22 protein-coding genes are annotated in these 23,090 nt (G+C 63.7%); 16 read left to right on the forward strand and 6 right to left on the reverse strand.

All coding sequences use genetic code 11. The features are described from left to right. The first annotated feature begins 5 nt into the window (after positions 1–5). A complete protein-coding gene (locus IVA81_RS34340; RefSeq protein WP_247326523.1) occupies positions 6–686 on the forward strand; it encodes a peroxiredoxin-like family protein in 681 nt (226 codons plus the stop codon). A 306-nt stretch (positions 687–992) separates the two neighbouring features. Here IVA81_RS34340 and IVA81_RS34350 read toward each other — a convergent pair whose 3' ends face one another. Beyond that, positions 993–1,835 carry a uroporphyrinogen-III synthase gene (locus IVA81_RS34350; RefSeq protein ID WP_247326525.1) on the reverse strand — a complete coding sequence of 281 codons (843 nt, stop codon included), beginning with the start codon at positions 1,833–1,835 and terminating at the stop codon, positions 993–995. A gap of 158 nt (positions 1,836–1,993) precedes the next feature. Here IVA81_RS34350 and purU point away from each other — a divergent pair, with 158 nt between their 5' ends. Continuing rightward, positions 1,994–2,857 (forward strand): formyltetrahydrofolate deformylase, encoded by an 864-nt coding sequence (gene purU / locus IVA81_RS34355; RefSeq protein ID WP_247326527.1) that lies wholly within the window; start codon positions 1,994–1,996, stop codon positions 2,855–2,857. Between the two features lie 70 nt (positions 2,858–2,927). Here purU and IVA81_RS34360 read toward each other — a convergent pair whose 3' ends face one another. After that, positions 2,928–3,218, reverse strand: a complete 291-nt coding sequence (locus IVA81_RS34360) for a hypothetical protein (protein WP_247326530.1) — start codon at positions 3,216–3,218, stop codon at positions 2,928–2,930. A 577-nt stretch (positions 3,219–3,795) separates the two neighbouring features. Here IVA81_RS34360 and IVA81_RS34365 point away from each other — a divergent pair. The 12 genes from IVA81_RS34365 to IVA81_RS34420 all read left to right on the forward strand — a co-directional run bounded on the left by IVA81_RS34365 (position 3,796) and on the right by IVA81_RS34420 (position 16,676). Beyond that, positions 3,796–4,974: an ABC transporter substrate-binding protein gene (locus IVA81_RS34365; RefSeq protein ID WP_247326532.1), complete on the forward strand. Its 1,179-nt coding sequence runs from the start codon at positions 3,796–3,798 to the stop codon at positions 4,972–4,974. Positions 4,975–5,108: 134 nt separating this feature from the next. Continuing rightward, the gene (locus IVA81_RS34370) at positions 5,109–5,978 is read left to right on the forward strand and encodes a branched-chain amino acid ABC transporter permease (RefSeq protein ID WP_246918974.1); all 870 of its coding nucleotides are present in this window, start codon (positions 5,109–5,111) and stop codon (positions 5,976–5,978) included. Positions 5,979–5,986: 8 nt separating this feature from the next. Next, entirely contained in the window at positions 5,987–7,015 is a 1,029-nt protein-coding gene (locus IVA81_RS34375; protein ID WP_247326534.1) for a branched-chain amino acid ABC transporter permease, read from the forward strand. Then, entirely contained in the window at positions 7,012–7,767 is a 756-nt protein-coding gene (locus IVA81_RS34380) for an ABC transporter ATP-binding protein (RefSeq protein ID WP_063203104.1), read from the forward strand. The genes IVA81_RS34375 and IVA81_RS34380 overlap by 4 nt, the downstream gene beginning before the upstream one ends. After that, a complete protein-coding gene (locus IVA81_RS34385) occupies positions 7,760–8,473 on the forward strand; it encodes an ABC transporter ATP-binding protein (RefSeq protein WP_247326537.1) in 714 nt (237 codons plus the stop codon). The genes IVA81_RS34380 and IVA81_RS34385 overlap by 8 nt, the downstream gene beginning before the upstream one ends. Positions 8,474–8,553: 80 nt before the next feature. Further along, positions 8,554–9,672, forward strand: a complete 1,119-nt coding sequence (locus IVA81_RS34390; protein WP_247326539.1) for a cobalamin-independent methionine synthase II family protein — start codon at positions 8,554–8,556, stop codon at positions 9,670–9,672. 493 nt (positions 9,673–10,165) lie between these two features. Then, positions 10,166–11,521, forward strand: coding sequence for a hypothetical protein (locus IVA81_RS34395; RefSeq protein ID WP_247327110.1), 1,356 nt, complete (start codon positions 10,166–10,168; stop codon positions 11,519–11,521). Positions 11,522–11,582: 61 nt separating this feature from the next. Then, positions 11,583–12,779 (forward strand): methionine adenosyltransferase, encoded by a 1,197-nt coding sequence (metK, locus tag IVA81_RS34400; protein WP_246918968.1) that lies wholly within the window; start codon positions 11,583–11,585, stop codon positions 12,777–12,779. Positions 12,780–12,853: 74 nt separating this feature from the next. Next, positions 12,854–14,275: an adenosylhomocysteinase gene (gene ahcY, locus IVA81_RS34405; protein ID WP_027545108.1), complete on the forward strand. Its 1,422-nt coding sequence runs from the start codon at positions 12,854–12,856 to the stop codon at positions 14,273–14,275. Between the two features lie 165 nt (positions 14,276–14,440). Continuing rightward, complete coding sequence (locus IVA81_RS34410) at positions 14,441–14,857, forward strand: nuclear transport factor 2 family protein (RefSeq protein WP_247326542.1); 417 nt, start codon at positions 14,441–14,443, stop codon at positions 14,855–14,857. Between the two features lie 53 nt (positions 14,858–14,910). After that, entirely contained in the window at positions 14,911–16,377 is a 1,467-nt protein-coding gene (locus IVA81_RS34415) for an NAD(P)/FAD-dependent oxidoreductase (protein ID WP_247326543.1), read from the forward strand. A gap of 140 nt (positions 16,378–16,517) precedes the next feature. After that, a complete protein-coding gene (locus IVA81_RS34420) occupies positions 16,518–16,676 on the forward strand; it encodes a hypothetical protein (RefSeq protein ID WP_247326544.1) in 159 nt (52 codons plus the stop codon). A 155-nt stretch (positions 16,677–16,831) separates the two neighbouring features. Here IVA81_RS34420 and IVA81_RS34425 read toward each other — a convergent pair whose 3' ends face one another. Then, positions 16,832–17,374: a periplasmic heavy metal sensor gene (locus IVA81_RS34425; RefSeq protein WP_247326545.1), complete on the reverse strand. Its 543-nt coding sequence runs from the start codon at positions 17,372–17,374 to the stop codon at positions 16,832–16,834. A 135-nt stretch (positions 17,375–17,509) separates the two neighbouring features. Here IVA81_RS34425 and IVA81_RS34430 point away from each other — a divergent pair, with 135 nt between their 5' ends. Further along, a complete protein-coding gene (locus tag IVA81_RS34430; RefSeq protein WP_247326546.1) occupies positions 17,510–17,968 on the forward strand; it encodes a nuclear transport factor 2 family protein in 459 nt (152 codons plus the stop codon). A gap of 117 nt (positions 17,969–18,085) precedes the next feature. Here IVA81_RS34430 and IVA81_RS34435 read toward each other — a convergent pair whose 3' ends face one another. From IVA81_RS34435 to galE, 3 genes are all read right to left on the reverse strand, one after another. Next, the gene (locus tag IVA81_RS34435; protein WP_247326547.1) at positions 18,086–18,787 is read right to left on the reverse strand and encodes a fumarylacetoacetate hydrolase family protein; all 702 of its coding nucleotides are present in this window, start codon (positions 18,785–18,787) and stop codon (positions 18,086–18,088) included. 35 nt (positions 18,788–18,822) lie between these two features. Then, positions 18,823–20,625: an ABC transporter ATP-binding protein gene (locus IVA81_RS34440; RefSeq protein WP_247326548.1), complete on the reverse strand. Its 1,803-nt coding sequence runs from the start codon at positions 20,623–20,625 to the stop codon at positions 18,823–18,825. Between the two features lie 118 nt (positions 20,626–20,743). Continuing rightward, on the reverse strand, positions 20,744–21,757 hold the full coding sequence (gene galE / locus IVA81_RS34445) for a UDP-glucose 4-epimerase GalE (RefSeq protein WP_247326549.1): 1,014 nt from the start codon (positions 21,755–21,757) through the stop codon (positions 20,744–20,746). Between the two features lie 126 nt (positions 21,758–21,883). Here galE and IVA81_RS34450 point away from each other — a divergent pair, with 126 nt between their 5' ends. After that, positions 21,884–22,921, forward strand: a complete 1,038-nt coding sequence (locus tag IVA81_RS34450; RefSeq protein ID WP_247326552.1) for a glycosyltransferase family 4 protein — start codon at positions 21,884–21,886, stop codon at positions 22,919–22,921. The last annotated feature ends 169 nt before the right edge of the window (positions 22,922–23,090 follow it).

Below are 23,090 nucleotides of genomic sequence, written 5' to 3' on the forward strand. Positions count from 1 at the left end.
CAACCATGTCAGAACTTCATGTCAACGGGCCGCTTCAACCGGGCGATCGCGCACCGAACGTCGTGCTGGATGCCATCACACGCGACGGAAAGATCGCGCTCCAGGATTTTCGCGGGCATAGTCCGATATTGATCGGCTTGTTTCGAGGTCTGCACTGCCCGTTCTGCCGGCGCCATATCGCGGCACAGGCGCAACTAGACGAAGCCCTGCGCGACAAGGGCGTCGAAAGTCTCACGATCGTGAATACGCCCATCGAGCGCGCACGGCTCTACTTCCGCTATCATCCATTACCCAATCTGCTCGCCGCGTCCGACCCCGAGCGGGTCTCGCACCGCGCGTTCGGCCTGCCCAATCTCGAGTTCACGGAGAAGGAAACCGAGTGGCCGCGCAAGGTGGGCATGGATGTGGTCATGAGCATGCAAGTGGACATTCCCGGAGAATTGTCGGGGCCGATGAATCGTTTGGCGGCCGCCGAGCAGCTCAACAAGAATGATGGCTACGAGATGATGGAGGCCGATCAACGCATGGCGGCGACCGGCCAGGGCCAGCTGTTCGGCCAGTTCCTGCTCGATCGAGAGGGGGTCGTGCGCTGGACCTTTACCGAGGTTCCCGAAGGCGGCCAGCGCATGTTCGGGATGCCGAGCCCTCAGGAATTGATGTCGGCTGCCTCGCAAGTGGCAAGCTAAGCATCGTCGCGTGGTCGGCGGTTCAAATACTTCGCTCAACGCGCTGCAACCCGCGGCTTCCTCCGCCCTCAACGAAATTCTGGACTACTTCGGGCAGACTGTGAATGTTGCGGCGTGCGTGCAAGGCCGATGCCGGCGAAATCTGCCTCTCGGAAGCGCCTTATTCGGCGCCGGGCGTCAGCGGTCTCCTCGCGGGTCCCGCCATCGTTGAGTTTGATGCACCTCTGCGCGGCGTCGAAGGCATTGCGTGCGTGTATCGTGTCGTGCGTGGCTAGGATCCTGCTCCCGCACGACTGCTGTACATTTTCACTTCACCGGCACTTTCGGCTTCTTCGCCGCCAGCCCCACGGCCATTGCCGAGATCAGCGGGCGCATGAAATAGGCGTCCTCCGCCGGCGAGATGTCCGTGCGCAGGCCGTGCGCGGCGAGCTCGCCGGAGACCGCCGGGCCTACTGACGCAATCAGGGTTCGTTCGAGGCCGGCGCGCAGCTTGGCTTCGCTGCCATGCGCCTTCGCGGCCTCGATCAGGCGGCGGACCTGGCCGAGATTGGTCAGCGCGAGGGCGTCGATCCGCCCCGCGGCCATGTCGTCGATCGCTGTGACGATGTTGGCGTCCGCTGCCCTGGAATCGTAGGCATAAGGCAGCACGGTATCGACCGCGGCGCCTTGCGCGGCCAGCGCGCCGGTCAGCTCGCTATGGTCCTTGTCCGGATAGAGCTGGAGGCCGAGGCGCCGGCCCCTCAGATCGAGCTTTCCCAGCATCTGGATGACGCCTTCGGTGGTCGGTTTTTCCGTGGTCTGCTGCGCTTCCAGGCCGACCTCGCGCAATGCCTTGCCGGGCTTCGGCCCGCGGGTGAATTTCCGCGCTTTGGCGAGCGCCGCGACGAGGGCTGCGTCGAGCCCGCGGGCGCCGGCGAGCTTCATGATCCGCCGCAGACCTTCGCCCGTCATCAGCACGAGGTCGTCAAAGGGCTTTTCAATGGCGCGGCGGATCCAGGCCTCTACCGGGGCCGGGTCCGGCGCATCGTGGATGGTGAACATCGGGCACTGCACGACCTCGGCGCCTTGCTCGGCCAAAAGCTTGGAGAACTGCGCCTCCTCGCGTGTCTCCAGGATCAGGATGCGGGTGCCGTTCAAGCGGTCGGCCATGGGCGTACTCCAGGTTAGTCTAACGCAATGGTCCGTTCATCCTGACTCCGCGCTTGGGATTGGCGCAAGGGCGGTGTCGGTGATAGAGCAGGGCGCAATCGCGATCGTTCCGCAGCCTTTGCCCAAACCTTCATCAAGAGCCAAGCCTGTTCATCAACATGCCCGATCATCAATATGTCTTGACCCTGTCCTGTCCGGATCGTCCCGGCATCGTCTCGGCGGTGTCGACGTTCCTCGCGCATAACGGACAGAACATCCTCGACGCCCAGCAGTTCGACGACATCGAGACCAAGAAGTTCTTCATGCGGGTGGTGTTCACCGCAGCCGATCTTGCCGTGGAACTGTCGGCGCTGCAGACCGGCTTTGCGGCGATTGCCGAGCGGTTCGGCATGGTCTGGCAGATGCGCGACCGGGCTGCGCATCGCAAAGTGATGCTGTTGGTGTCGAAGTCCGATCACTGCCTGGTCGATATCCTCTATCGATGGCGCACCGGCGAGCTGCCGATGACGCTTGCCGCCATCGTCTCCAACCATCCGCGCGAGGTCTATTCCGGGCTCGACTTCGGCGGCATCCCGTTCCACCATTTGCCCGTGACCAAGGAGACCAAGCGCGAGCAGGAGGGCCAGATCATGGACCTCGTCGGCAACACCAAGACCGATCTCGTCGTGCTCGCCCGCTACATGCAGATCCTGTCGGATGATCTGTCGGCGAAGCTGTCGGGACGCTGCATCAACATTCACCACTCGTTCCTGCCGGGCTTCAAGGGCGCAAAGCCCTATCACCAGGCCCATGAGCGCGGCGTCAAGCTGATCGGCGCCACCGCGCATTACGTCACGCGCGACCTCGACGAGGGCCCGATCATCGACCAGGACGTCGAGCGCATCAGCCATCGCGATACGCCGGAAGATCTCGTCCGCAAGGGCCGCGACATCGAGCGCCGCGTGCTCGCCCGCGCGATCCGTTACCATCTCGACGACCGCGTCATCCTGAATGGCCGCAAGACCGTGGTGTTCGTGGATTAGCGAATAGCGAGTGGTGAGTAGCGAATAGAACAGGTGGCCATATTCGCCACTCCCTATTCGCCATTCGCCTTTAGCGCACGGCGTTGCCCGACGTAGCCCCCGTCGCGCCCTTCTGTGCCTGCTCTTCCTTCTCGCGATCTGCCGCGGGCAGCAGCCGCTTGCGTTCGCGTTCCCGCATGTAGGCGTCGTATTGCGGCGTGCCCGCGCGCGGCGGGGCATCGGCCGGCAGGCCGCCGGCCCATTGCGGGACGTAGTCGCCCATGCCGGCGGAGAGTTTTTCGTTGACCGTTCCGCAGCCTGCAAGGGTGGAAGCGAGCAGGGCGACTGCGGCGATCGAAAGCGAACGGGGGCGCATGGACATCTTCTAGGTCGTGCCCGATCGGGCGTGGATGAGGGGCGCCGGATGGGCGTCAGCGGTGAACCATAGCTCTCAACATGTAAAATTGGCCTATTCGACGGTCGGAAGAACTGTATACATAAAAGGTATTATAGTACGAAAAATTCGCTCTTGTGGCGTCAATTCTAGCTGATACGGTATACATTGCGTATTCCCGGTCATGCTCTTCGGTGCGCGTGACGAGTAGGCTTCACGGCGGAGCAGGGAGATGTCCAGATTCTGCAAGTGAGAGGCGGAATCCTCCATCCACGGCCTCGTGCGGCCTTCATACAGTGGCGCATCAATAAGTCCTCCCAACCCGTCCGTGCCACGAGAGGCTTTTTTGTTGACAGGACCATTTTATTTGTACAATCGTACAAATCTCTCCCTCCGACGGATCACGCGGCTTGCGCCGAATGGTCGCCCAACGTCCGATTGACAACGGGGTTGCAGAGGACGCCATGTGGCCGCACGGCATGGCTTGTCCGAGAGTGAAGCGCGGCAAGGACCGGGCACTCGGTCCGGCTCACAAGAAGTCAGGAATCAAGGGGAGGGACATCTGATGTTCGAACGCAAAGTTCTTTCACGCGCGGCAGCAGCGGCTGCCATCGCGGGCCTCGCGGCGATCGTGCCTGCCAAGGCCGAGGACACCGTCAAGGTCGGTCTGATCCTGCCGATGACCGGCGGCCAGGCCTCGACCGGCAAGCAGATCGAAAACGCGATCAAGCTCTACATGCAGCAGAAGGGCGACACCGTCGCCGGCAAGAAGATCGAGATCATTCTCAAGGACGACGCCGCGATCCCGGACAAGACCAAGACCGCCGCGCAGGAACTGATCGTCAACGACAAGGTCAATTTCATCGCCGGCTTCGGCGTGACGCCGGCCGCGCTCGCCGCCGCGCCGCTGGCGACGCAAGCCAAGATCCCGGAAGTCGTGATGGCGGCCGGCACCTCCATCATCACCGAGCGCTCGCCCTACATCGTGCGCACCAGCTTCACGCTGGCGCAGTCCTCGACCATCATCGGCGACTGGGCGGTCAAGAACGGCATCAAGAAGGTGGCGACGCTGACCTCGGACTATGCGCCGGGCAATGACGCGCTGAACTTCTTCAAGCAGAACTTCACCGCGGGCGGCGGCGAGGTGGTCGAGGAAGTCAAGACGCCGCTCGCCAATCCCGACTTCGCGCCGTTCCTTCAGCGCATGAAGGACGCCAAGCCCGATGCGATCTTCGTGTTCGTGCCGGCCGGCCAGGGCGGCAACTTCATGAAGCAATATGCCGAGCGTGGCCTCGACAAGGCCGGCATCAAGGTGATCGGGCCGGGCGACGTCACCGACGACGACCTTCTCAACAACATGGGCGACGCCGTGCTTGGCACGGTTACCGCGCATCTCTACTCCGCGGCGCACCCCTCGCAGATGAACAAGGATTTCGTCGCGGCCTACAAGAAGGCGTTCGGCAACCGTCCGGGCTTCATGGCGGTGAGCGGCTATGACGGCATCCACCTGATCTACGAGGCGTTGAAGAAGACCAATGGCGACACCGACGGCACCAAGCTGGTCGAAGCCATGAAGGGCCAGAAGTGGGAGAGCCCGCGCGGCCCGATCTCGATCGACCCCGAGACCCGCGACATCGTGCAGAACATCTACATCCGCAAGGTCGAGAAGGTCGACGGCGAGCTCTACAACGTCGAGTTCGCGACCTTCGAGGCCGTCAAGGATCTCGGCAAGACCAAGAAGTGACGCGCGAAAGCGGGTCATCCCGGAGCGCGCTTAGCGCGCATCCGGGATCTCGAAATTGTTGAAACGAGATTCCGGGTTCAGCGCTCCGCGCTGCCCCGGAATGACGAGTGATTATCAAGGTTCACCCGCTCCCGATGACCTCTATCCTCACCAACCTGTTCGATGGCGTCGCCTACGGCATGCTGCTGTTCGTGCTCGCCTGCGGGCTCGCGGTCACGCTCGGATTGATGAACTTCGTCAATCTCGCCCATGGCGCCTTCGCCATGGCCGGCGGCTATGTCTGCATGGTGCTGGTCAACCGGATGGGCTGGCCGTTCTTCGCAGCACTGCCGCTCGCATTCGTCTCCTCCGCGGCGATCGGCATCGTGCTCGAACGCACCCTCTACCGCCACCTCTATACGCGCAGCCATCTCGATCAGGTGCTGTTCACCATTGGCCTGACCTTCATGTCGGTCGCCGCCGTCGACTACATCCAGGGCTCATCGCGGGTCTTCATCAACCTGCCGGCGGCGCTCCAGGGCCAGTTCGACCTGTTCGGCGTCGGCATCGGTCGCTATCGCCTGATGATCATCGTGATCTGCGGCCTGCTGACCATCGCGCTCCAGATGGTGCTGGCCAAGACGCGCTTCGGCAGCCGCTTGCGCGCCGCGGTCGACGACCCGCGCGCCGCCAGCGGCCTCGGCATCAACGTGCCGCAGGTGTTCGCCTTCACCTTTGCCTTTGGCTGCGGGCTCGCCGGCCTCGGCGGGGCGCTGAGCGCCGAGATCCTCGGCCTCGACCCGTATTTCCCGCTGAAATTCATGATCTACTTCCTGATCGTGGTCACCGTCGGCGGCTCCTCCTCGATCACCGGCCCGTTCCTGGCCTCGCTCCTGCTCGGCATCGGTGACGTCGCCGGAAAATACTACGTGCCGAAGATGGGGCCTTTCGTGATCTACACCATGATGATCGTGATCCTGATCTGGCGTCCGAACGGATTGTTCGGCCGCACGGCCGCGCGTTGAGTTCGCCGATGAGCGCTGCTTCCGACGTCGGTCATCACGCCCAGCGCCAAGCGCGTTGGCACTATGGCGAGATCGCCTTCTGGCTGATCGTGCTGGCCTGCGGCTTCGCCTTTCCCACGCGCTATCTGATCATGACCGACATCCTGCGGCTGGCACTGTTTACGATGTCGCTCGATCTCATCCTCGGCTATGCCGGCATCGTCTCGCTCGGTCATGCCGCTTTCTTCGGCGTCGGCGCCTATGCCGCGGGGCTTCTCGCGCTGCACGGGATCGTCAAGGAGCCGGTGCTGGCGCTGATCGTCGCCGGCCTTGCCGCCATGGTGCTTGGCTTTGCCACCAGCTTCCTGGTGATCCGCGGCGTCGATCTGACGCGCTTGATGGTGACGCTCGGCATCGCCCTGCTGCTGGAAGCGCTCGCCGAACGCTTCTCCAACATCACCGGCGGCACCGACGGCCTGCAGGGCATCGAGATGCAGCCGATCTTCGGCGAGATCCCGTTCGACATGTTCGGCAAGGCCGGCTTCTTCTATTCGCTGGCGGTGCTGTTCCTGCTGTTTCTGTTCGCCCGCCGCGTCGTGCATTCGCCGTTTGGGCTATCGCTACGCGCGATCAAGAACAATCCGCTGCGCGCCGCCGCGATCGGCATCCCCGTCAACCGCCGCCTGATCGCGATCTACACGCTGGCGGCGTTCTATGCCGGCGTCGCCGGCGCGCTGTTCACCCAAACCACGGCAATCGCCTCGCTCGACGTGTTCGCCTTCGAACGCTCCGCGGATCTGATGCTGGTGCTCGTCATCGGTGGCACCGGTTACCTGTATGGCGGGCTGGTTGGCGCGGTGATCTTCCGCATGCTCCAGGAAGTGTTCTCCACCATCACCCCGCAGTACTGGCAATTCTGGATCGGTCTCGTGCTGGTCGTGATCGTGCTGATCGGCCGCCAGCGTCTGCACCGCTGGGTGCTGTACGTGCCCAACCTGATCATCAAACAAATCGCTGGACGCAAGGCCGTCGTCGCCGTGCCGGAGAGCGAGGCATGACCATCGCGCTCGAAACCCAAAATCTCGAAAAGCAGTTTGGCGGGCTGCGGGTCACCCGCGATCTGTCCTTGAAGATCGAGCAGGGCGCCCGCCACGCGCTGATCGGCCCGAACGGCGCCGGCAAGACTACCGTCATCAACCAGCTGACCGGCGTATTGAAGCCGAACTCCGGCCGCATCCTGCTCGAGGGACAGGACATCACCGATCTGCCCGTGCACAAGCGCGTGCTGCGCGGCCTGTCGCGCACTTTCCAGATCAACCAGCTCTATCCCGATCTCACTCCGCTCGAGACCATCGGCCTTGCCGTCTCCGAGCGCCTCGGCCATGGCGGCGACTGGTGGCGGCGGATGGGCACGCGCAGCGACGTCAACGGCGAGATCGCCGATCTGCTCTCGCGCTTCCATCTGCTCGACGTCATGAACGAGCAGACCGTGACGCTGCCTTACGGCAAGCAGCGCCTGCTCGAGATCGCGGTCGCGATCGCGGCCAAACCGCGCGTGCTGCTGCTGGATGAACCCGCCGCCGGCGTACCCGAGAGCGAGCGCCACGACATCCTCGCCGTCGTAGGCAGCCTGCCGCGCGATGTCACGGTGCTCTTGATCGAGCACGACATGGACCTCGTATTCTCCTTCGCCGACCGCATCTCGGTGTTGGTTTCCGGCGCGCTCCTCACCGAGGGCCCCCCTGAGCAGGTTGCACGCGATCCGCAGGTCAAGGCGGTCTATCTCGGCGAGGAGGCGGTCAATGTCTGACCTGCTCGCGATCGATTCACTGCGTGCCGGCTACGGCGAGGCGGTGGTGCTGCCGAAGATGAGCTTGCGCCTCGCGGAAGGGCAGGTGCTGGCGCTGCTCGGCCGCAACGGCACCGGCAAGACCACGCTGATCAATTCGATCGTCGGCGTCACCCGCCGCTTCTCCGGCACTGTCGCGCTCGCCGGCACCGATGTCACTTCGCTCCGGCCCGACCAGCGCGCGCGCGCCGGCATCGGCTGGGTGCCGCAGGAGCGCAACATCTTCCGCTCGCTCACCGTCGAGGAGAACATGACCGCGGTGGCGCAGCCCGGTCCCTGGACGGTCGAGAAGGTCTACGAGATGTTCCCGCGACTGAAGGAGCGGCGGAGCAATTTCGGCAATCAGCTCTCCGGCGGCGAGCAGCAGATGCTGGCAATCGGCCGCGCGCTCACCCTCAACCCGAAAGTGCTGCTGCTGGACGAGCCGACCGAGGGCCTCGCCCCGATCATTGTCGAGGAACTGCTCAAGGCGATCGGCACCATCACCCGGGCGGGCGGCATCTGCTCGATCATCGTCGAGCAGAATGCCCAAAAGATTCTGGGGCTGGCCGACCGCGTTGTGATATTGGAACGCGGAACGATCGTCCACGACGCCCCCAGCGCCGCGCTGAAGGCCGACCCGTCGGTCCTGGAGCGGCACCTCGGCGTCGCAGGGGCGGCCCACTAATTGTCCGACGCGTTTTCTTCACGCGAACCGGTACCCACTTCGCTTGAAAGCGCTATAGAAAATATCCAGGGAGTAAGAAAATGCAGCGAACGAAAGCCCCCTTCCGCGCCGACGAGGTCGGCAGCCTTCTGCGCCCGGCCAAGATCAAGGAAGCCCGCAGCCGTCTCGAGAAGGGCGAGATCTCGGCCGACGATCTGCGCAAGATCGAGGACATGGAGATCGAGAAGGTCGTGCACAAGCAGGCCTCGGTCGGCCTGAAGCTTGCGACCGACGGCGAATTCCGCCGCTCCTGGTGGCATTTCGACTTCCTGGCCAAGCTCACCGGCTGCGAGCTGTTTCATCCGGACGCCGGCATCCAGTTCGCAGGCGTGCAGACCCGGCACGACGCGGTGCGGGTGATCGACAAGCTCGACTTTCCCGACGATCACCCGATGCTGGACCATTTCCGTTTCTTGAAGAAGGTCGCCGACCAGGCCCACGTCACCGCCAAGATGACGATTCCGTCGCCCGCGGTGCTGCACTTCCGCGGCGGCCGCAAGTCGATCTCCAAGGACGTCTATCCCGATCTCGACGCTTTCTACGAGGACCTCGGCAAGACCTATCGGAAAGCCGTGAAGGCATTCTACGACGCCGGCTGCCGCTATCTCCAGTTCGACGACACCGTGTGGGCCTATCTCTGCTCGCAGGAAGAATTGCAGAAGGCGCGCGAGCGCGGCGACAATCCGGACGGCCTCCAGCAGATCTATGCGCGCATCATCAACTACGCGCTGGCCGAGAAGCCCGCCGACATGGTGGTGACGACGCATGTTTGTCGCGGCAATTTCCGCTCGACCTGGATTTCGTCGGGCGGCTATGAGCCGGTCGCCGAGACCATGCTCGCTGGCACCAATTACGACGGCTACTTCCTCGAATACGACAGCGACCGTGCCGGCGGCTTCGAGCCGCTGCGCTTCCTGCCCAAGGGCAACAAGGTCGTCGTGGTCGGCGTCATCACCTCCAAGTTCGGCGAGCTCGAGAAGAAGGACGACATCAAGCGCCGCCTGGAAGAGGCCGCCAAGTTCGCGCCGCTGGAGCAGCTCGCACTCTCCCCGCAATGCGGATTTGCTTCGACGGAAGAGGGCAACATCCTCTCCGAAGAGGAGCAGTGGGCCAAGCTGAGCCTCGCGGTCGAGATCGCGAAGGAAGTGTGGGGTAACTGAGCGCCGCAGCGAGGCCTAACCTCGCTCGTGTCCCGGACGCGCTGCAACGCTCTTGCGTTGCTGCGCAGAGCCGGGACCCATGCTGCTAGACTTGCTCTTCGGAGATGTGGGCCCCGGCTCTGCAGCGCACCGCTGAAGAAGCGCTGCGCCGCGTCCGGGGCACGGGAGTATCTCACTTCGCGGCCAGATTGACCTCTCGCCCGGCAGCATCGACCACGCCCCCCTTATTCCTCGTGGCCGACACACCTCAGCCCGCATCCGCGTCATCATTTGCTGAACCTCCAGACCTGGCGCGCCGCATGGCGCGAGAGGGCGGCGAGTTCGCGCCTCCTTCGTCGAGCGCAACTTGGTCGAGCGCGACCGGGCCGGCGCGGTCGCGTCGGCAAAGGCGGACGGCACCACGGCGCGACGGGCCCCCGATCTGCTATTCCCTGAGTGGGCAGAATTTGCTAGAACGCAGGTCCCAATCTTCCTGCCCACCGCGTCCCACTCCATGAAAAACGACGAAATCCTGAGCCAAATCACGGAGTTCTGCCGCAAGGCGGACATGGCGGAATCGACGTTCGGCCGGCGCGCGGTGAACGATGGGAAGCTGGTGCATCGCCTGCGTGAGGGCAAACGCATCACCATCGACACGCTGGAGCGGATCCAGGCCTATATGGCGGCATCGATGGCCGGCGGCGTGCCGCCGCCGCGGGGGCTTCAGGTGCCGCCCGAAAAGCGCGACCCGCGCGGCAATTTCCGCTTCTTCGAGAACCGCCAGAAATACCTGCTGTTCGTCCACACCTGCAGCGAGAAGCGGGTGGTCGCGGATCGGGTTGCGCTGGAGCTTGCCTCCATCCATCCGCGTCCGCCGGCCCTGCGCATGTTCGACGCCGGCGTCGGCGATGGCACGGTGCTGGCGCGCGTGCTGCGCGCAACGCATCAGCGCTTTCCGCACATGCCGTTCTACGTCGCCGGCAAGGAGCTCAGCCTGGAAGACCTGCGCCTGACGCTGGAGAAGGTGCCGGATCGCATTTTCGAGCATCCGGCGTCGGTGTTCGTCTTCACCAACATGTTTTACTCGGAGGCGCCCTGGCTCACGCCGGCATCGCCCGCGGCGGCGGCTGCGACCGTCTGGCACGAGGTCCCGCTGCGGGGCGCCTCATCCGGCGAGTTCGAGCAGCAGATCGCAGAGCTGAGGCCGTTCCTGGAGCAGAACTGGCGCGCCGCGATCAGCCCACGCACCGCCATGCCGCTGTATGAGCGGCCCGTGGTTCTGGTGCTGTATCGCGAGGACCACAGGTTCCTGCTGGATTCGACCATCCCGCGGCCGGGCCAGACCGAAGCCAATTTCGACCTCGTCATCGCGTCCCAGCCTTACCGGGCCCTGTCCTCGGTCAATTTCCGGGCCAAGCGGATCATCGCACCCCTGGCCCGGGCGCTTCGGCCGGGGGGGCGGCTGATCGGTATCCACTCCCACGGCCAGGATCCGGGCATGGAAATGATCCAGGCGATCTGGCCGGGAGAAAATCCTTTCTCGGTCAGCCGTCATGAGCTACTGCGTGCGGTTAAGTATGAACTTGGATCGGTGGGCCGCGACTTAAATTTTAATGCTTACGCGGATAACCGTTCGATCTTCAGGTATGATATGGAAGCGCTGCCCAACGAGGTAACCGGTACGATCGGAACCTCGACGGCCTTTGCAGCGTGGAATGCGGCGGTGTATGTCGCTCAGATTGAGGACGACCGGTTGACAGAAATGACTCAAAACGGCCGCACTCTGGATGCCGCCAGGGACGTGCTGCGAAAGTACAATGGGCTCTGGTTTCTCGACGAATCCTACGTCATCTCGCGCCGGCGTGATTGACACCATCCACAGGTAAACATCGCAAACGCCCGCCGTTTAGCGGCGGAACAAGGGGTTACTGATGCGCGCGTCCTATCTCTTTACCAGCGAGTCCGTGTCTGAGGGTCATCCGGACAAGGTCTGCGATCGCATTTCCGACGAGATCGTCGATCTGTTCTACCGCGAAGGGCCCAAGGCCGGCATCGACCCCTGGCAGATCCGCGCAGCCTGCGAGACGCTCGCGACCACCAACAAGGTGGTGATCGCCGGCGAGACCCGCGGTCCGAAGTCGGTGACCAACGAGCAGATCGAGGGCGTCGTCCGCGGCGCGATCAAGGACATCGGCTACGAGCAGGAAGGCTTCCACTGGAAGACCTGCGACATCGAGATCCTGCTGCATCCGCAGTCGGCCGACATCGCCCAGGGCGTCGATGCGCTGCAGCCGGGTGAGGTGAAGGAAGAGGGCGCGGGCGACCAGGGCATCATGTTCGGCTACGCCACCAACGAGACGCCCGACCTGATGCCGGCGCCGATCTTCTACGCCCACAAGATCCTGCGCCTGATCTCCGAAGCCCGCCACTCCGGCAAGGAGAAGGTGCTCGGTCCGGACTCCAAGAGCCAGGTTACCGTGCAGTACGAGAACGGCAAGCCGGTCGGCGTGCGCGAGATCGTGGTCTCGCATCAGCACCTGGTCGAGGACCTCACGTCCAAGCAGATTCGCGACATCGTCGAGCCCTATGTGCGTGAGGCGCTGCCGAAGGATTGGATCACGCCGAAGACGATCTGGCACATCAACCCGACCGGCAAGTTCTTCATCGGAGGTCCCGACGGCGACTCCGGCCTGACCGGCCGCAAGATCATCGTCGACACCTATGGCGGCGCGGCCCCGCATGGCGGCGGCGCGTTCTCCGGCAAGGATCCGACCAAGGTCGACCGCTCGGCGGCTTATGCTGCGCGCTACGTCGCCAAGAACATCGTTGCCGCCGGTCTCGCCGACCGCTGCACGCTCCAGCTCGCCTACGCCATCGGCGTGGCGCGTCCGCTGTCGATCTACATCGACACCCACGGCACCGGTAAGGTGTCGGAGGACCAGCTCGAGAAGGCAGCCGCCAAGGCGATGGATCTGACGCCCCGCGGCATCCGCAGCCATCTCGACCTCAACCGCCCGATCTACGCGCGCACCTCGGCCTACGGTCATTTCGGCCGCACGCCCGACAACGAGGGCGGCTTCTCCTGGGAGAAGACCGACCTCGTCGAGCAGCTCAAGCGCGCGCTCTAAGTTCTCTTGCGTCATTCCGGGGCGCCGCGACAGCGGCGAACCCGGAATGACGAGTCAAACAAACAGGAACCCCAATGAACGCGAAGCCCGGCTTCACCGATTACATCGTCAAGGACATTTCACTCGCCGATTTCGGCCGCAAGGAACTCTCGCTGGCCGAGACCGAGATGCCCGGCCTGATGGCCACCCGCGAGGAGTACGGCCCGAAGCAGCCGCTGAAGGGCGCGCGTATCGCCGGCTCGCTGCACATGACGATTCAGACCGGTGTGCTGATCGAGACGCTGGCAGCGCTCGGCGCCGACATTCGCTGGGTCTCCTGCAACATCTATTCGACGCAGGATCACGCTGCCGCCGCGATCGCGGCTGCCGGCATTCCCGTCTTCGCCGTCAAGGGCGAGACGCTCGCCGAGTACTGGGACTACACCGCAAAACTGTTCGACTGGCACGGCGGCGGTCACCCGAACATGATCCTCGACGACGGCGGCGACGCCACCATGTACGTCCATCTGGGTCTGCGCGCAGAGAATGGCGACACCGCCTTCCTCGACAAGCCCGGCTCCGAGGAAGAGGAAGTCTTCTTCGCGCTGTTGAAGAAGCAGCTCAAGGAAAAGCCGAAAGGCTACTTCGCCGAGATCGCCAAGAGCATCAAGGGCGTTTCCGAAGAGACCACCACGGGCGTGCATCGTCTCTATGACATGCAGAAGGCCGGCACGCTGCTGTGGCCCGCGATCAACGTCAACGACAGCGTCACCAAGTCGAAGTTCGACAACCTCTATGGCTGCCGTGAATCGCTGGTCGACGGCATCCGCCGCGGTACTGACGTGATGATGTCGGGCAAGGTCGCGATGGTCGCCGGCTTCGGCGACGTCGGCAAGGGTTCGGCCGCCTCGCTGCGCCAGGCCGGCTGCCGCGTCATGGTGTCGGAAGTCGATCCGATCTGCGCGCTCCAGGCCGCGATGGAAGGCTACGAAGTCGTGACCATGGAAGACGCAGCTCCTCGCGCCGACATCTTCGTCACCGCGACCGGCAACAAGGACATCATCACCATCGAGCACATGCGCGCGATGAAGGATCGCGCCATCGTCTGCAACATCGGTCACTTCGACAACGAGATCCAGATCGCCGGTCTGCGTAACCTGAAGTGGACCAACATCAAGCCTCAGGTCGACGAGATCGAATTCCCCGACAAGCACCGCATCATCATGCTCTCGGAAGGTCGCCTCGTGAACCTCGGCAACGCGATGGGCCATCCGTCCTTCGTGATGTCGGCCTCCTTCACCAACCAGACGCTGGCGCAGATCGAGCTGTTCGCCAACAACAAGGACGGCAAGTACAAGAAGGAAGTCTACGTACTGCCGAAGACGCTCGACGAGAAGGTCGCGCGCCTACATCTCGCCAAGATCGGCGTCAAGCTCACCGAGCTGCGCAAGGACCAGGCCGACTATATCGGCGTGAAGCAGGAAGGCCCGTACAAGTCGGACCACTACCGCTACTGATCCGACCGCGATTTCGACACAAGGGCCCCGGAGCGATCCGGGGCCTTTTTTTGTTGGCCGTTCTTGTGATACGCTCACAGGTAGAGCCAAAACAAGCCCGCCACTTCTGCAGTGGGCGGCCGCTTTTCTCACGTTCATTGTCAGAATGCATAGGGAGGGAATGCGATGTCCAGCGAAGCCAATGTTCAGCTGTTGAAAGAAGCCTATCGCCGGTGGAACGACAGCAAGGGCGCGAGCGTCGACTATTGGTTCGACAGCGTCATCGGCCCGCAGATAAGTTTCGGCTCGGTCCCGCGCGGCGCCCAGCCTCTTGCATTCGCCACGGATTACAATGATCGCGCAAAGCTTCGTGGTTACTTCGATGGACTGCTAGCCGAATGGACGATGCAGCACTACACGATGGAGGAATACATAGCGCAAGGAGACGTCGTGGTCGCGCGTGGCTCCACGGCCTGGACCTGCAAGAAGACAGGCAAGACCGCTGAAACGCCCAAGATCAACTTCTGGCGCTTCAAAGACGGAAAGGCTGTTGAATATTACGAGTACTTCGACACCAATTGTGTGGTCGAGGCGACCAAGTGAATTGAGTTGCAATTCGGTTTCGCTCTGCCTGATACTTCACCAGGGAGAACGCCATGGCCGAAGTCCAAGAACATTTCGACGTGCTGATCGTCGGTGCCGGCCTGTCCGGCATCGGCGCGGGCTATCATCTTCAGACCAAGTGCCCGACCAAGAGCTACGTCATCCTGGAGGGCCGCGACTGTATCGGCGGCACCTGGGACCTGTTCCGCTATCCCGGCATCCGCTCCGACAGCGACATGTTCACGCTCGGCTATTCGTTCAAGCCGTGGACCGATCCGAAGGCGATTGCCGACGGGCCGCAGATCCTGAACTATGTGCGCGAGACCGCCGCCGAGAACGGCATCGAGAAGCACATCCGCTTCCGCCACCGCGTCAAGCGCGCGGCGTGGTCGACAAGTGAAGCGCGCTGGACAGTGGAAGCTGAGCGCATCACGGGCGAGGGCGCGACCGAGCTGGTGCGCTTCACCTGCAGTTTTCTGTTCATGTGCTCGGGCTATTACAAATACGAGGCGGGCTACACGCCGGAGTTCGAGGGCGCCGCTGATTTCGCCGGCCGTATCGTCCATCCGCAGAAATGGACCGAGGACATCGACTATTCGGGCAAGCGCGTCGTGGTGATCGGCTCGGGCGCGACCGCGGTGACGCTGGTGCCGGAACTCGCCAAGAAGGCGGCGCAGGTCACCATGCTGCAGCGCTCGCCGACCTATGTCGTATCGCGTCCGGCGCAGGATCCCGTCGCCAACAAACTGCGCCGCAATCTGCCGACGCGGCTGGCCTATCATGTCATCCGCTGGCGCAACGTGATGTGGGGGATGTTCTTCTTCCAGCTCAGCCGGCGCCGGCCGGACAAGGTGAAGAACCTGATCCTCGGCGGCGTCCGCATGGCGCTCGGCCCCGACTACGACGTCGCGACCCATTTCACCCCGCGCTACAATCCCTGGGACCAGCGGCTGTGTCTCGTGCCCGACGGCGATTTGTTCAAGGCGATCCGCGAGCAGCGGGCGTCCGTGGTCACCAGCGAGATCGACACGTTCACCCGCGACGGGATTCGCCTGAAGGACGGCCGTGAGCTTGCCGCCGACATCATCGTCACTGCGACGGGGCTGGTGCTACAGGTCGTCGGCGGCCTCGAGGTTACCGTCGATGGCCGTGCCGTCGATTTCGCCAACACGCTGACGTACAAGGGCATGATGTATGCCGACGTGCCGAACATGGCTTCGGCCTTCGGCTACACCAACGCGTCCTGGACGCTGAAATGCGATCTCACCTGCGAATATGTCTGCCGTCTCATCAACTACATGGACCGGCACAATTTCCGCCAGTGCATGCCGCACAATGACGACCCCGAGATCACCGCGCAGCCGTCGCTCGATTTCACCTCGGGCTATGTGCAGCGCTCGGTCGCCAGGATGCCGAAGCAGGGCTCGAAGCAGCCGTGGCGGCTGTACCAGAACTACGCGCTCGACATCGTCACCTTGCGCTTCGGCCGGATCGACGACGGCGTGATGCGATATTCCTGATCGCACCGTCGGCAATGCGTTGTTTTGCGTATACGGCCGCCGGGCTGAATCGGCCAAGCTGGCGGACGGTTAACGCCGGATTTACGGATGAGTCCTAGCCTGTCTCGGCCGGGGTGACTCGCAAGGCCGAGGTAAGCCCTATGGAAGCCCAGAGAATCGCAGTCGACGCCGTCGTCGCGCTGACCGATTGCGACCGCGATGCCGTCATCGCCTTCATCCGCCGTCTTTATCTTGCCGGCGTCACCGACCCCAAGCGCCTGACCTTCAAGGGCCTCCAGGCGTTGTCTACTACACGATGAAATACTCGCCGACGGCGCTGATCCTCGGCCTCATCGTGATGTCGGCGCTGCGCTGATCTCGCGTTTGCTTACGTAGAGTGGATCGGCGGAGTGCAATCCACCGCAGCGTTGCCTCGGTATTGGCGGATTGCAGCGAAGCACGCTGTCGGCACTGTCTAGTGATGGTGTTTGTGCCCTGCGGAGCCATCAGGGTGCTGATAGCCCCGCAGCTCTGCGTATTTTTGCATTTGGCTCTGATTAAGCAAGGCAGCGGTCGACAGGTGATATTTGAGGTGGCTCTCGCGAAGCCGACCCTGCGTTTCCGAAATGGCAACGAGGCTCGCCTTGAGCGAGTCCGGCGTCACTGCACGGGCGAAGAATAGGTGATCCAGCTCCCTCTCTTGCTCGACGAGCTTGTTGCCGAGGGGGACCGTCTCTTGCTTCATCGAATCGAACAGGCGCTGCACCTCGGCACGTTGATCCGCGGTCAGGTCGAGGCGATCACCGAGCTCGAGAACGTGACTGGGACCGGGATATCCATTGAGTTCAGCGGCAAGCGCCAGGCCCATACCGCGTCCGGTCTGGAGATCGTCGACCTGCTGGTGCGATAGCGCCTTGATGGGGCGCTGCTCGAGGCCGGCATAGGGCTTGCTGGACTGCGCGCTGGCGGCGTTGCAGGTGACGACAAGCGTGACCGCAAGCAGGAGAAGGCGTCTCATGAGTCTGGCTCCATGAAATCAGGCCGGCTGGTCGATCGATCTCCATCGGGGCTCTCTCGTAGTCCATCTTGCTGGATGGTCTCTCCCATGGCAACTAAGCTCGCCGTGATCGAGTAGCCGAAGATGGAGCAAGTGATGGTGCTCTTGCCGACCGCCGACAGCGAGACGAAGCAGTTCTTCCTGGCCTGGCTGGATACCTTCGCGGGCTGTGTCCGCGAGGTCGACTACGCCTCGGCGCGGCCGCTCTTTCATCCGGACGTGCTTGCCTTCGGCACGCACAATGATGTCATCCCGGGCCTGGACCAATGGGTCTCGACGCAATGGGATAATGTCTGGCCGAAGACGACCGACTTCCGTTTCGTCCTCGATCAGACTTCCGTTCTGGCAGCCGCCGATGGCACGATGGCGACCGTCATCGCGCCATGGACGAGCACGGGCTATCATCCCGATGGCAGCGCGTTTGCGCGGCCGGGCCGGGCGACGATGGTGTTTTCAAGAGAGGGCGATAATTGGCTGTGCGTGCATTCGCACATGTCGCTCAATCGTAGTGTGCCGCAGACAAGCCACGCCAACCGGCCGGTGAAGGCCTGGTAGGGTGTAGGGCGGATTAGCGAAGCGTAATCCGCCGTACGGTCGAGCAACAATCGACGTCACCGATTGCCGCGCGAAGGTGGCGGATTACGCTATCGCTAATCCGCCCTACGTTCGCACTTACTCCGGCTGGCCGATGCTCACCTTCAGCGTGCCGACACCGTCGACGCCGCATTCGAGCTTGTCGCCGGGCTGGAGCTGTGACACGCCGGCCGGCGTCCCCGTCATGATGATGTCGCCGGCAGCGAGCTTCACCTGCTGCGAGAGCTGCCAGATGATCTCGGGCACGTTCCAGATCAGCTCGGTAAGGTCGCCCTTCTGCGCTTCCTTGCCGTTGACCGTGAGCCAGATCTTGCCCTTGGCGGGATGGCCGATCTTCGAGGCCGGCTGCACCGCCGAGCAAGGCGCGGAATAGTCGAACGACTTGCCGATCTCCCACGGACGCTCTTTCTTGCGCGAGGCGATCTGGAGGTCGCGGCGGGTGAGGTCGATGCCGACGGCATAGCCGTAGACGTGGTCGAGCGCCTTGTCGGCGGGGATGTTGAGGCCGCCGCTCTTCATCGCGACGACCAGCTCGACCTCGTGATGTAGATCCTTGGTCAGCGGCGGATAGGGGATGGTGGCGCCGTCCGGCACCAGCATGTCGGCATGCTTGGCGAAGAAGAACGGCGGGGCGCGCTCGTCATTGCCCATCTCGCGGATGTGCTCGAGATAGTTGCGGCCGACGCACCAGATGCGGCGCACCGGATAGCGGCTGCTCTCGCCGACGACGGGAAGCGAAGCCTGAGACGGAAGCGGGATGACGTAGGAGGCGGCGTTCATGAAGCGGTCTCGCTGCTCTTGAGGTGGAACGAACTCTATGCGGTTGCGCTGATCGGCGCCAGAGCGCCGGAATGGTGGTGTTGCAGGCGGAAGAACGAGGCGTACCGGCCGCCGCGGCGGAGCAGTTCGTCGTGCCGGCCCTGCTCGACGATCTCGCCGCCCTCGACCACCAGGATCGCGTCGGCGTGCATGATGGTGTGCAGGCGATGCGCGATCACGATGGTGGTGCGGTTCCGGCAGAGATGCTCGATCGCCTCCTGCACCTGCCGCTCGGATTCCGAATCGAGCGCGGCGGTGGCTTCGTCCAGGAGGATGATCGACGCGTTCTTGATCAGTGCGCGCGCCACCGCGATGCGCTGGCGCTGGCCGCCAGAGAGCTGCGTGCCATGCTCGCCGACCGGCGTGTCGTAGCCGAGCGGGAAGCCCATGATGAAATCATGCGCGCAGGCCGCCTTCGCCGCGTCGATGATCTCGTCCTCGCTTGCGCCCGGTTTGCCGAAGGCGATGTTGCTGCGGATGGTGTCGCGGAACAGATAGACGTCCTGGCCGACATAGGCGGTCTGCGCCCGCAGCGATTTGCGCGAGACCGCGCCGATCGACTGGCCGTCGATCACGATGTCGCCTTGCGTCACCTCGTAGAACCGCAGCAGCAGCGCCAGCACGGTCGACTTGCCGCCGCCGGAAGGCCCGACCAGCGCGGTGACCTTGCCGGGCTCGGCAACGAAGCTCATGCGATTGAGCACGGTCTCGCCGGTGCGGTAGGCGAAGCTGACGTCGCGGAGCTCGATGCGAGCGTCGGTGAGCTTCAGCGCCGGCCTGTCGTCGTCGGAGTGCTCGCTCGCCGGGCTGTCGACCACCTCGAGCAGCATGCGGGCGCCAACCAGTTGGCTGTTCAAATCGATGTTGAGCCGGGCCAGCCGCTTGGCCGGTTCGGTCGCCATCAGGAAGGCCGTCATGAAGGAGAAGAACGCGCCGGGCGTGGCGTTGAGCGCGACCACGCTGTAGCCGCCGTACATCAGGCAGCCCGCGACCGCGAAGCCGCCGAGCATTTCCATCAGCGGATTGGACCGGTTGGCGACGCGCGCCATCTTGTTGGCGTTGCGCTCGACGATCGCGATGTTCTCGTCGATGCGCTTCTGCATCGTGTCTTCGAGCGTGAACGCCTTCACCGTGCGGATGCCCTGCAGCGATTCCTGCATCGTCTCCATGATGTCGGCGGTGCCGGTGAACTGGTTGAAGGCGAGGCCCTTGATGCGCTTGACCAGCTTGCGCAGCACCAGCATTGCCGGGGGGACCACGACGAGGCCGATGAACGACATCACGGGGTCCTGCCACACCATCACGCCGATCATGGCAAGCAGCATCAACAGGTCGCGCCCGATGGCGTTGACCAGCATGTTGAGGACGTCAGTGATCGACTTGGCGCCGGCCGTCAGCCTCGCCAGGAACTCGGACGAATGCCGCTCGGAGAAGAAGCCGACGCTCTCGCGCATCAGCTTGGCGAACAGCTGGCGCTGGTTGGTGGCGAGGATGGCGTTGCTGATCTTGGTCAGGATCACCATGTGGCCGTAGGTCGCCACGCCCTTGATGAAGAGCAGGATCACCGTGATGCCGGAGAACATCGCGATGCCCGGGATGTTCTTGTCGACATAGGCCTGATTGATGACCTGGCCGAGCACATAGGTCGCGCAGGCGGTCGCGCCCGCGGCGACCGCCATCAGCGCGAAGGCGACGAGGTAGCGCCGCCAGTAGACGACCCCCTGTTCCGTGACGAGGCGGCGAATCAGGGTCGCTGCCGCATAGGGATCGTCGGTGATTTTCTTTGGAAACTGGGCCATCCGCAGTCCATTGACGGCACAGGGAAAGCCTGCCCGCGCGTCAGGGATCGATGCGGCCTCTGTGCCCGCTAAAGCGGGGCTTTTCAAGCCCAATTAAGGGCTTGCGCCGGGATGGAATCTAGGCCGAGGCGGCGTGGCGGAGCTCGCCATGGCGCTCGTGGAACAGCTTGTCCTCCCACGCCAAAGCGTGGGCCGCGATCGTCTCGAGGTCCTCGTATTGCGGCCTCCAGTCGAGCAGGCCGCGGATGCGGCTGGTGTCGGCGACCATGGTCATGATGTCGCCTGGCCGGCGCGGGGCATATTGCACGGCGAAACTGCGGCCCGAAACCCGGCGCACGGCGTCGATGGTCTCCAGCACCGAATAGCCGCGACCATAGCCGCAATTGAGCGTCGTCGAGGCGCCGCCATTGCGCAAGTACGCAAGGGCCGAGCGATGCGCCTGCGAGAGGTCGGTCACGTGGATGAAGTCCCGGATGCAGCTGCCGTCGGGCGTCGGATAGTCGGTGCCGAACACGTCGATCTTGGCGCGCTGGCCGGTCGCCGCTTCCACCGCGATCTTGAGCAGATGGGTGGCGCCCACGGTGGCTAGCCCGATACGCGCCTGCGGATCGGCGCCGGCGACGTTGAAATAGCGCAGGGTGACGTACTGCATGCCGTAGGCGGCGGCGACGTCGTGCAGCATGATCTCGGTCATCAGCTTCGACGAGCCATAGGGCGAGAGCGGCCGCGTCGGCGCGTGCTCGGGCACCGGGACCTGATCCGGATCGCCGTAGACGGCGGCGGTCGAGGAGAAGATGAAGCGATTGATGCCGCGTTTCACTGCGACGTTGAGCAGGTTGCGCGCGGTCATGAAGTTGTTGCGGTAGTACCCGAGCGGATCGCGCATCGAATCCGGCACGACGACGGAGCCCGCGAAATGGATGATGCTCTCGATGTTGTGCTGCGCGATCACGCCCTCGAGCAGGTTCTCGTCGCCGGCATCGCCAATGAACAGCGGCACGCCTTCAGGCAGATAGGCGGAGAAGCCGGTCGAGAGATCGTCGATCACGACGACGTCCTCGCCGGCTTCCGCCAGCGCCAGGACCGTGTGACTTCCGATATAACCGGCGCCGCCGGTGACTAGCACAGTCATGATCTCACCCGTCTTCGATCAACGCTGCAAGCTAACGTCTGCGTGGTGAAGAGGGGGTATCGGCGCGGCTGAACTGGTCACTATGCTTAATGTTGCGTATAGGGACTTTGCGAAACGGAGCGTGACGTGGCCAATCTCCCCGGCGATCTCGAAGTGATCGTGCCAAATCTGCACAGGCGCTATTCCGGGGTCACCGCGACCAACCGGATGGTGGCGCCGCGACTGGCGAAGCTATATCGCGCCGCGTGGTTCGGATCCGATGCGCCGGCAGGGATCGCGCGCCTGACCGTTGCCGATTTCCTGAAGCTATGGCGCCGCAAGGTGCCGCTGATCTGGCACGCACGGCGCAATAACGAGATGATCGCAGGCGTTGCGCTGCGCGCGCTCGGCTGGCCGTTGAAACTCGTGTTCACCTCGGCGGCGCAGCGGCACCACAGCTGGATCACGCGCTGGCTGATCCGGCGCATGGACGCGATCATCGCGACGTCGGACATCTCGGCCTCGTTCCTGAAGGTGAAGGCGACTGTCATCCCGCACGGCGTCGACACCGAAATCTATGCGCCGCCGCAGGACCGCGCTGCGGCGTTCGCGGAAGCCGCGCTGCCGGGCCGCTACGCCATCGGCTGCTTCGGCCGCGTGCGGGCGCAGAAGGGCACCGATGTGTTCGTCGATGCGATGTGCCGGCTGTTGCCGCGCTATCGGGATTTCACCGCTGTCATCGTCGGTCAGGTCACGGCCGAGCAGACTGTTTTCGCGAATGACCTGAAGAAGCGGATCGAGGCCGCCGGCCTGCAATCTCGCATCGTCATCACCGACGAACTGCCGATCGAAGCGGTGCAGCGCTGGTACCAGCGGCTGACGATCTACGCCTTCACCTCGCGCAACGAAGGCTTTGGCCTGACGCTGATCGAGGCGATGGCGGCGGGCAGCGCGCTCGTCGCCGCGCGCGCCGGGGCGGCCGAGCTCGTGGTCGAGGATGGGGTGAGCGGCGTGCTGATCCCGACGGATGATGCGGATGCGCTCGCCGCGGCACTCGAGCCGCTGATGCGCGACGTGGCCGCGGCGACGGCGATGGGCGAGCGCGGGCGGGCGCGGGTGCTGGCAGAGTTCAGCCTCGATGCGGAAGCGGCGCGGATCGGCGAGGTCTATCGGCCGCTGCTCTGAGCGCTGCTCTTGGGGCTATGAAAGAAAAACCGCGAAAACAACCCCATGCACAGTAGCCGGGATCAGCGAAATCAACGGCTTGGCGGCCGGCACGATGTGTTGCGGATTTCACGAAGTCAATTTGACGCGTCGGGCAAAACACCGGCATGATGTCATCATCGGCTCAGGC

It is taken from the genome of Bradyrhizobium sp. 141 (genome assembly GCF_023074055.1).
GTDB lineage: Bacteria > Pseudomonadota > Alphaproteobacteria > Rhizobiales > Xanthobacteraceae > Bradyrhizobium.

Coding starts and splice junctions, on each gene's coding strand:
- IVA81_RS34340 (WP_247326523.1), top strand. CDS start 6: ATGTCAGAACTTCATGTCAACGGGCCGCTTCAACCGGGCGATCGCGCA.
- IVA81_RS34350 (WP_247326525.1), bottom strand. CDS start 1,835: ATGGCCGACCGCTTGAACGGCACCCGCATCCTGATCCTGGAGACACGC.
- purU (WP_247326527.1), top strand. CDS start 1,994: ATGCCCGATCATCAATATGTCTTGACCCTGTCCTGTCCGGATCGTCCC.
- IVA81_RS34360 (WP_247326530.1), bottom strand. CDS start 3,218: ATGTCCATGCGCCCCCGTTCGCTTTCGATCGCCGCAGTCGCCCTGCTC.
- IVA81_RS34365 (WP_247326532.1), top strand. CDS start 3,796: ATGTTCGAACGCAAAGTTCTTTCACGCGCGGCAGCAGCGGCTGCCATC.
- IVA81_RS34370 (WP_246918974.1), top strand. CDS start 5,109: ATGACCTCTATCCTCACCAACCTGTTCGATGGCGTCGCCTACGGCATG.
- IVA81_RS34375 (WP_247326534.1), top strand. CDS start 5,987: ATGAGCGCTGCTTCCGACGTCGGTCATCACGCCCAGCGCCAAGCGCGT.
- IVA81_RS34380 (WP_063203104.1), top strand. CDS start 7,012: ATGACCATCGCGCTCGAAACCCAAAATCTCGAAAAGCAGTTTGGCGGG.
- IVA81_RS34385 (WP_247326537.1), top strand. CDS start 7,760: ATGTCTGACCTGCTCGCGATCGATTCACTGCGTGCCGGCTACGGCGAG.
- IVA81_RS34390 (WP_247326539.1), top strand. CDS start 8,554: ATGCAGCGAACGAAAGCCCCCTTCCGCGCCGACGAGGTCGGCAGCCTT.
- IVA81_RS34395 (WP_247327110.1), top strand. CDS start 10,166: ATGAAAAACGACGAAATCCTGAGCCAAATCACGGAGTTCTGCCGCAAG.
- metK (WP_246918968.1), top strand. CDS start 11,583: ATGCGCGCGTCCTATCTCTTTACCAGCGAGTCCGTGTCTGAGGGTCAT.
- ahcY (WP_027545108.1), top strand. CDS start 12,854: ATGAACGCGAAGCCCGGCTTCACCGATTACATCGTCAAGGACATTTCA.
- IVA81_RS34410 (WP_247326542.1), top strand. CDS start 14,441: ATGTCCAGCGAAGCCAATGTTCAGCTGTTGAAAGAAGCCTATCGCCGG.
- IVA81_RS34415 (WP_247326543.1), top strand. CDS start 14,911: ATGGCCGAAGTCCAAGAACATTTCGACGTGCTGATCGTCGGTGCCGGC.
- IVA81_RS34420 (WP_247326544.1), top strand. CDS start 16,518: ATGGAAGCCCAGAGAATCGCAGTCGACGCCGTCGTCGCGCTGACCGAT.
- IVA81_RS34425 (WP_247326545.1), bottom strand. CDS start 17,374: ATGAGACGCCTTCTCCTGCTTGCGGTCACGCTTGTCGTCACCTGCAAC.
- IVA81_RS34430 (WP_247326546.1), top strand. CDS start 17,510: ATGGTGCTCTTGCCGACCGCCGACAGCGAGACGAAGCAGTTCTTCCTG.
- IVA81_RS34435 (WP_247326547.1), bottom strand. CDS start 18,787: ATGAACGCCGCCTCCTACGTCATCCCGCTTCCGTCTCAGGCTTCGCTT.
- IVA81_RS34440 (WP_247326548.1), bottom strand. CDS start 20,625: ATGGCCCAGTTTCCAAAGAAAATCACCGACGATCCCTATGCGGCAGCG.
- galE (WP_247326549.1), bottom strand. CDS start 21,757: ATGACTGTGCTAGTCACCGGCGGCGCCGGTTATATCGGAAGTCACACG.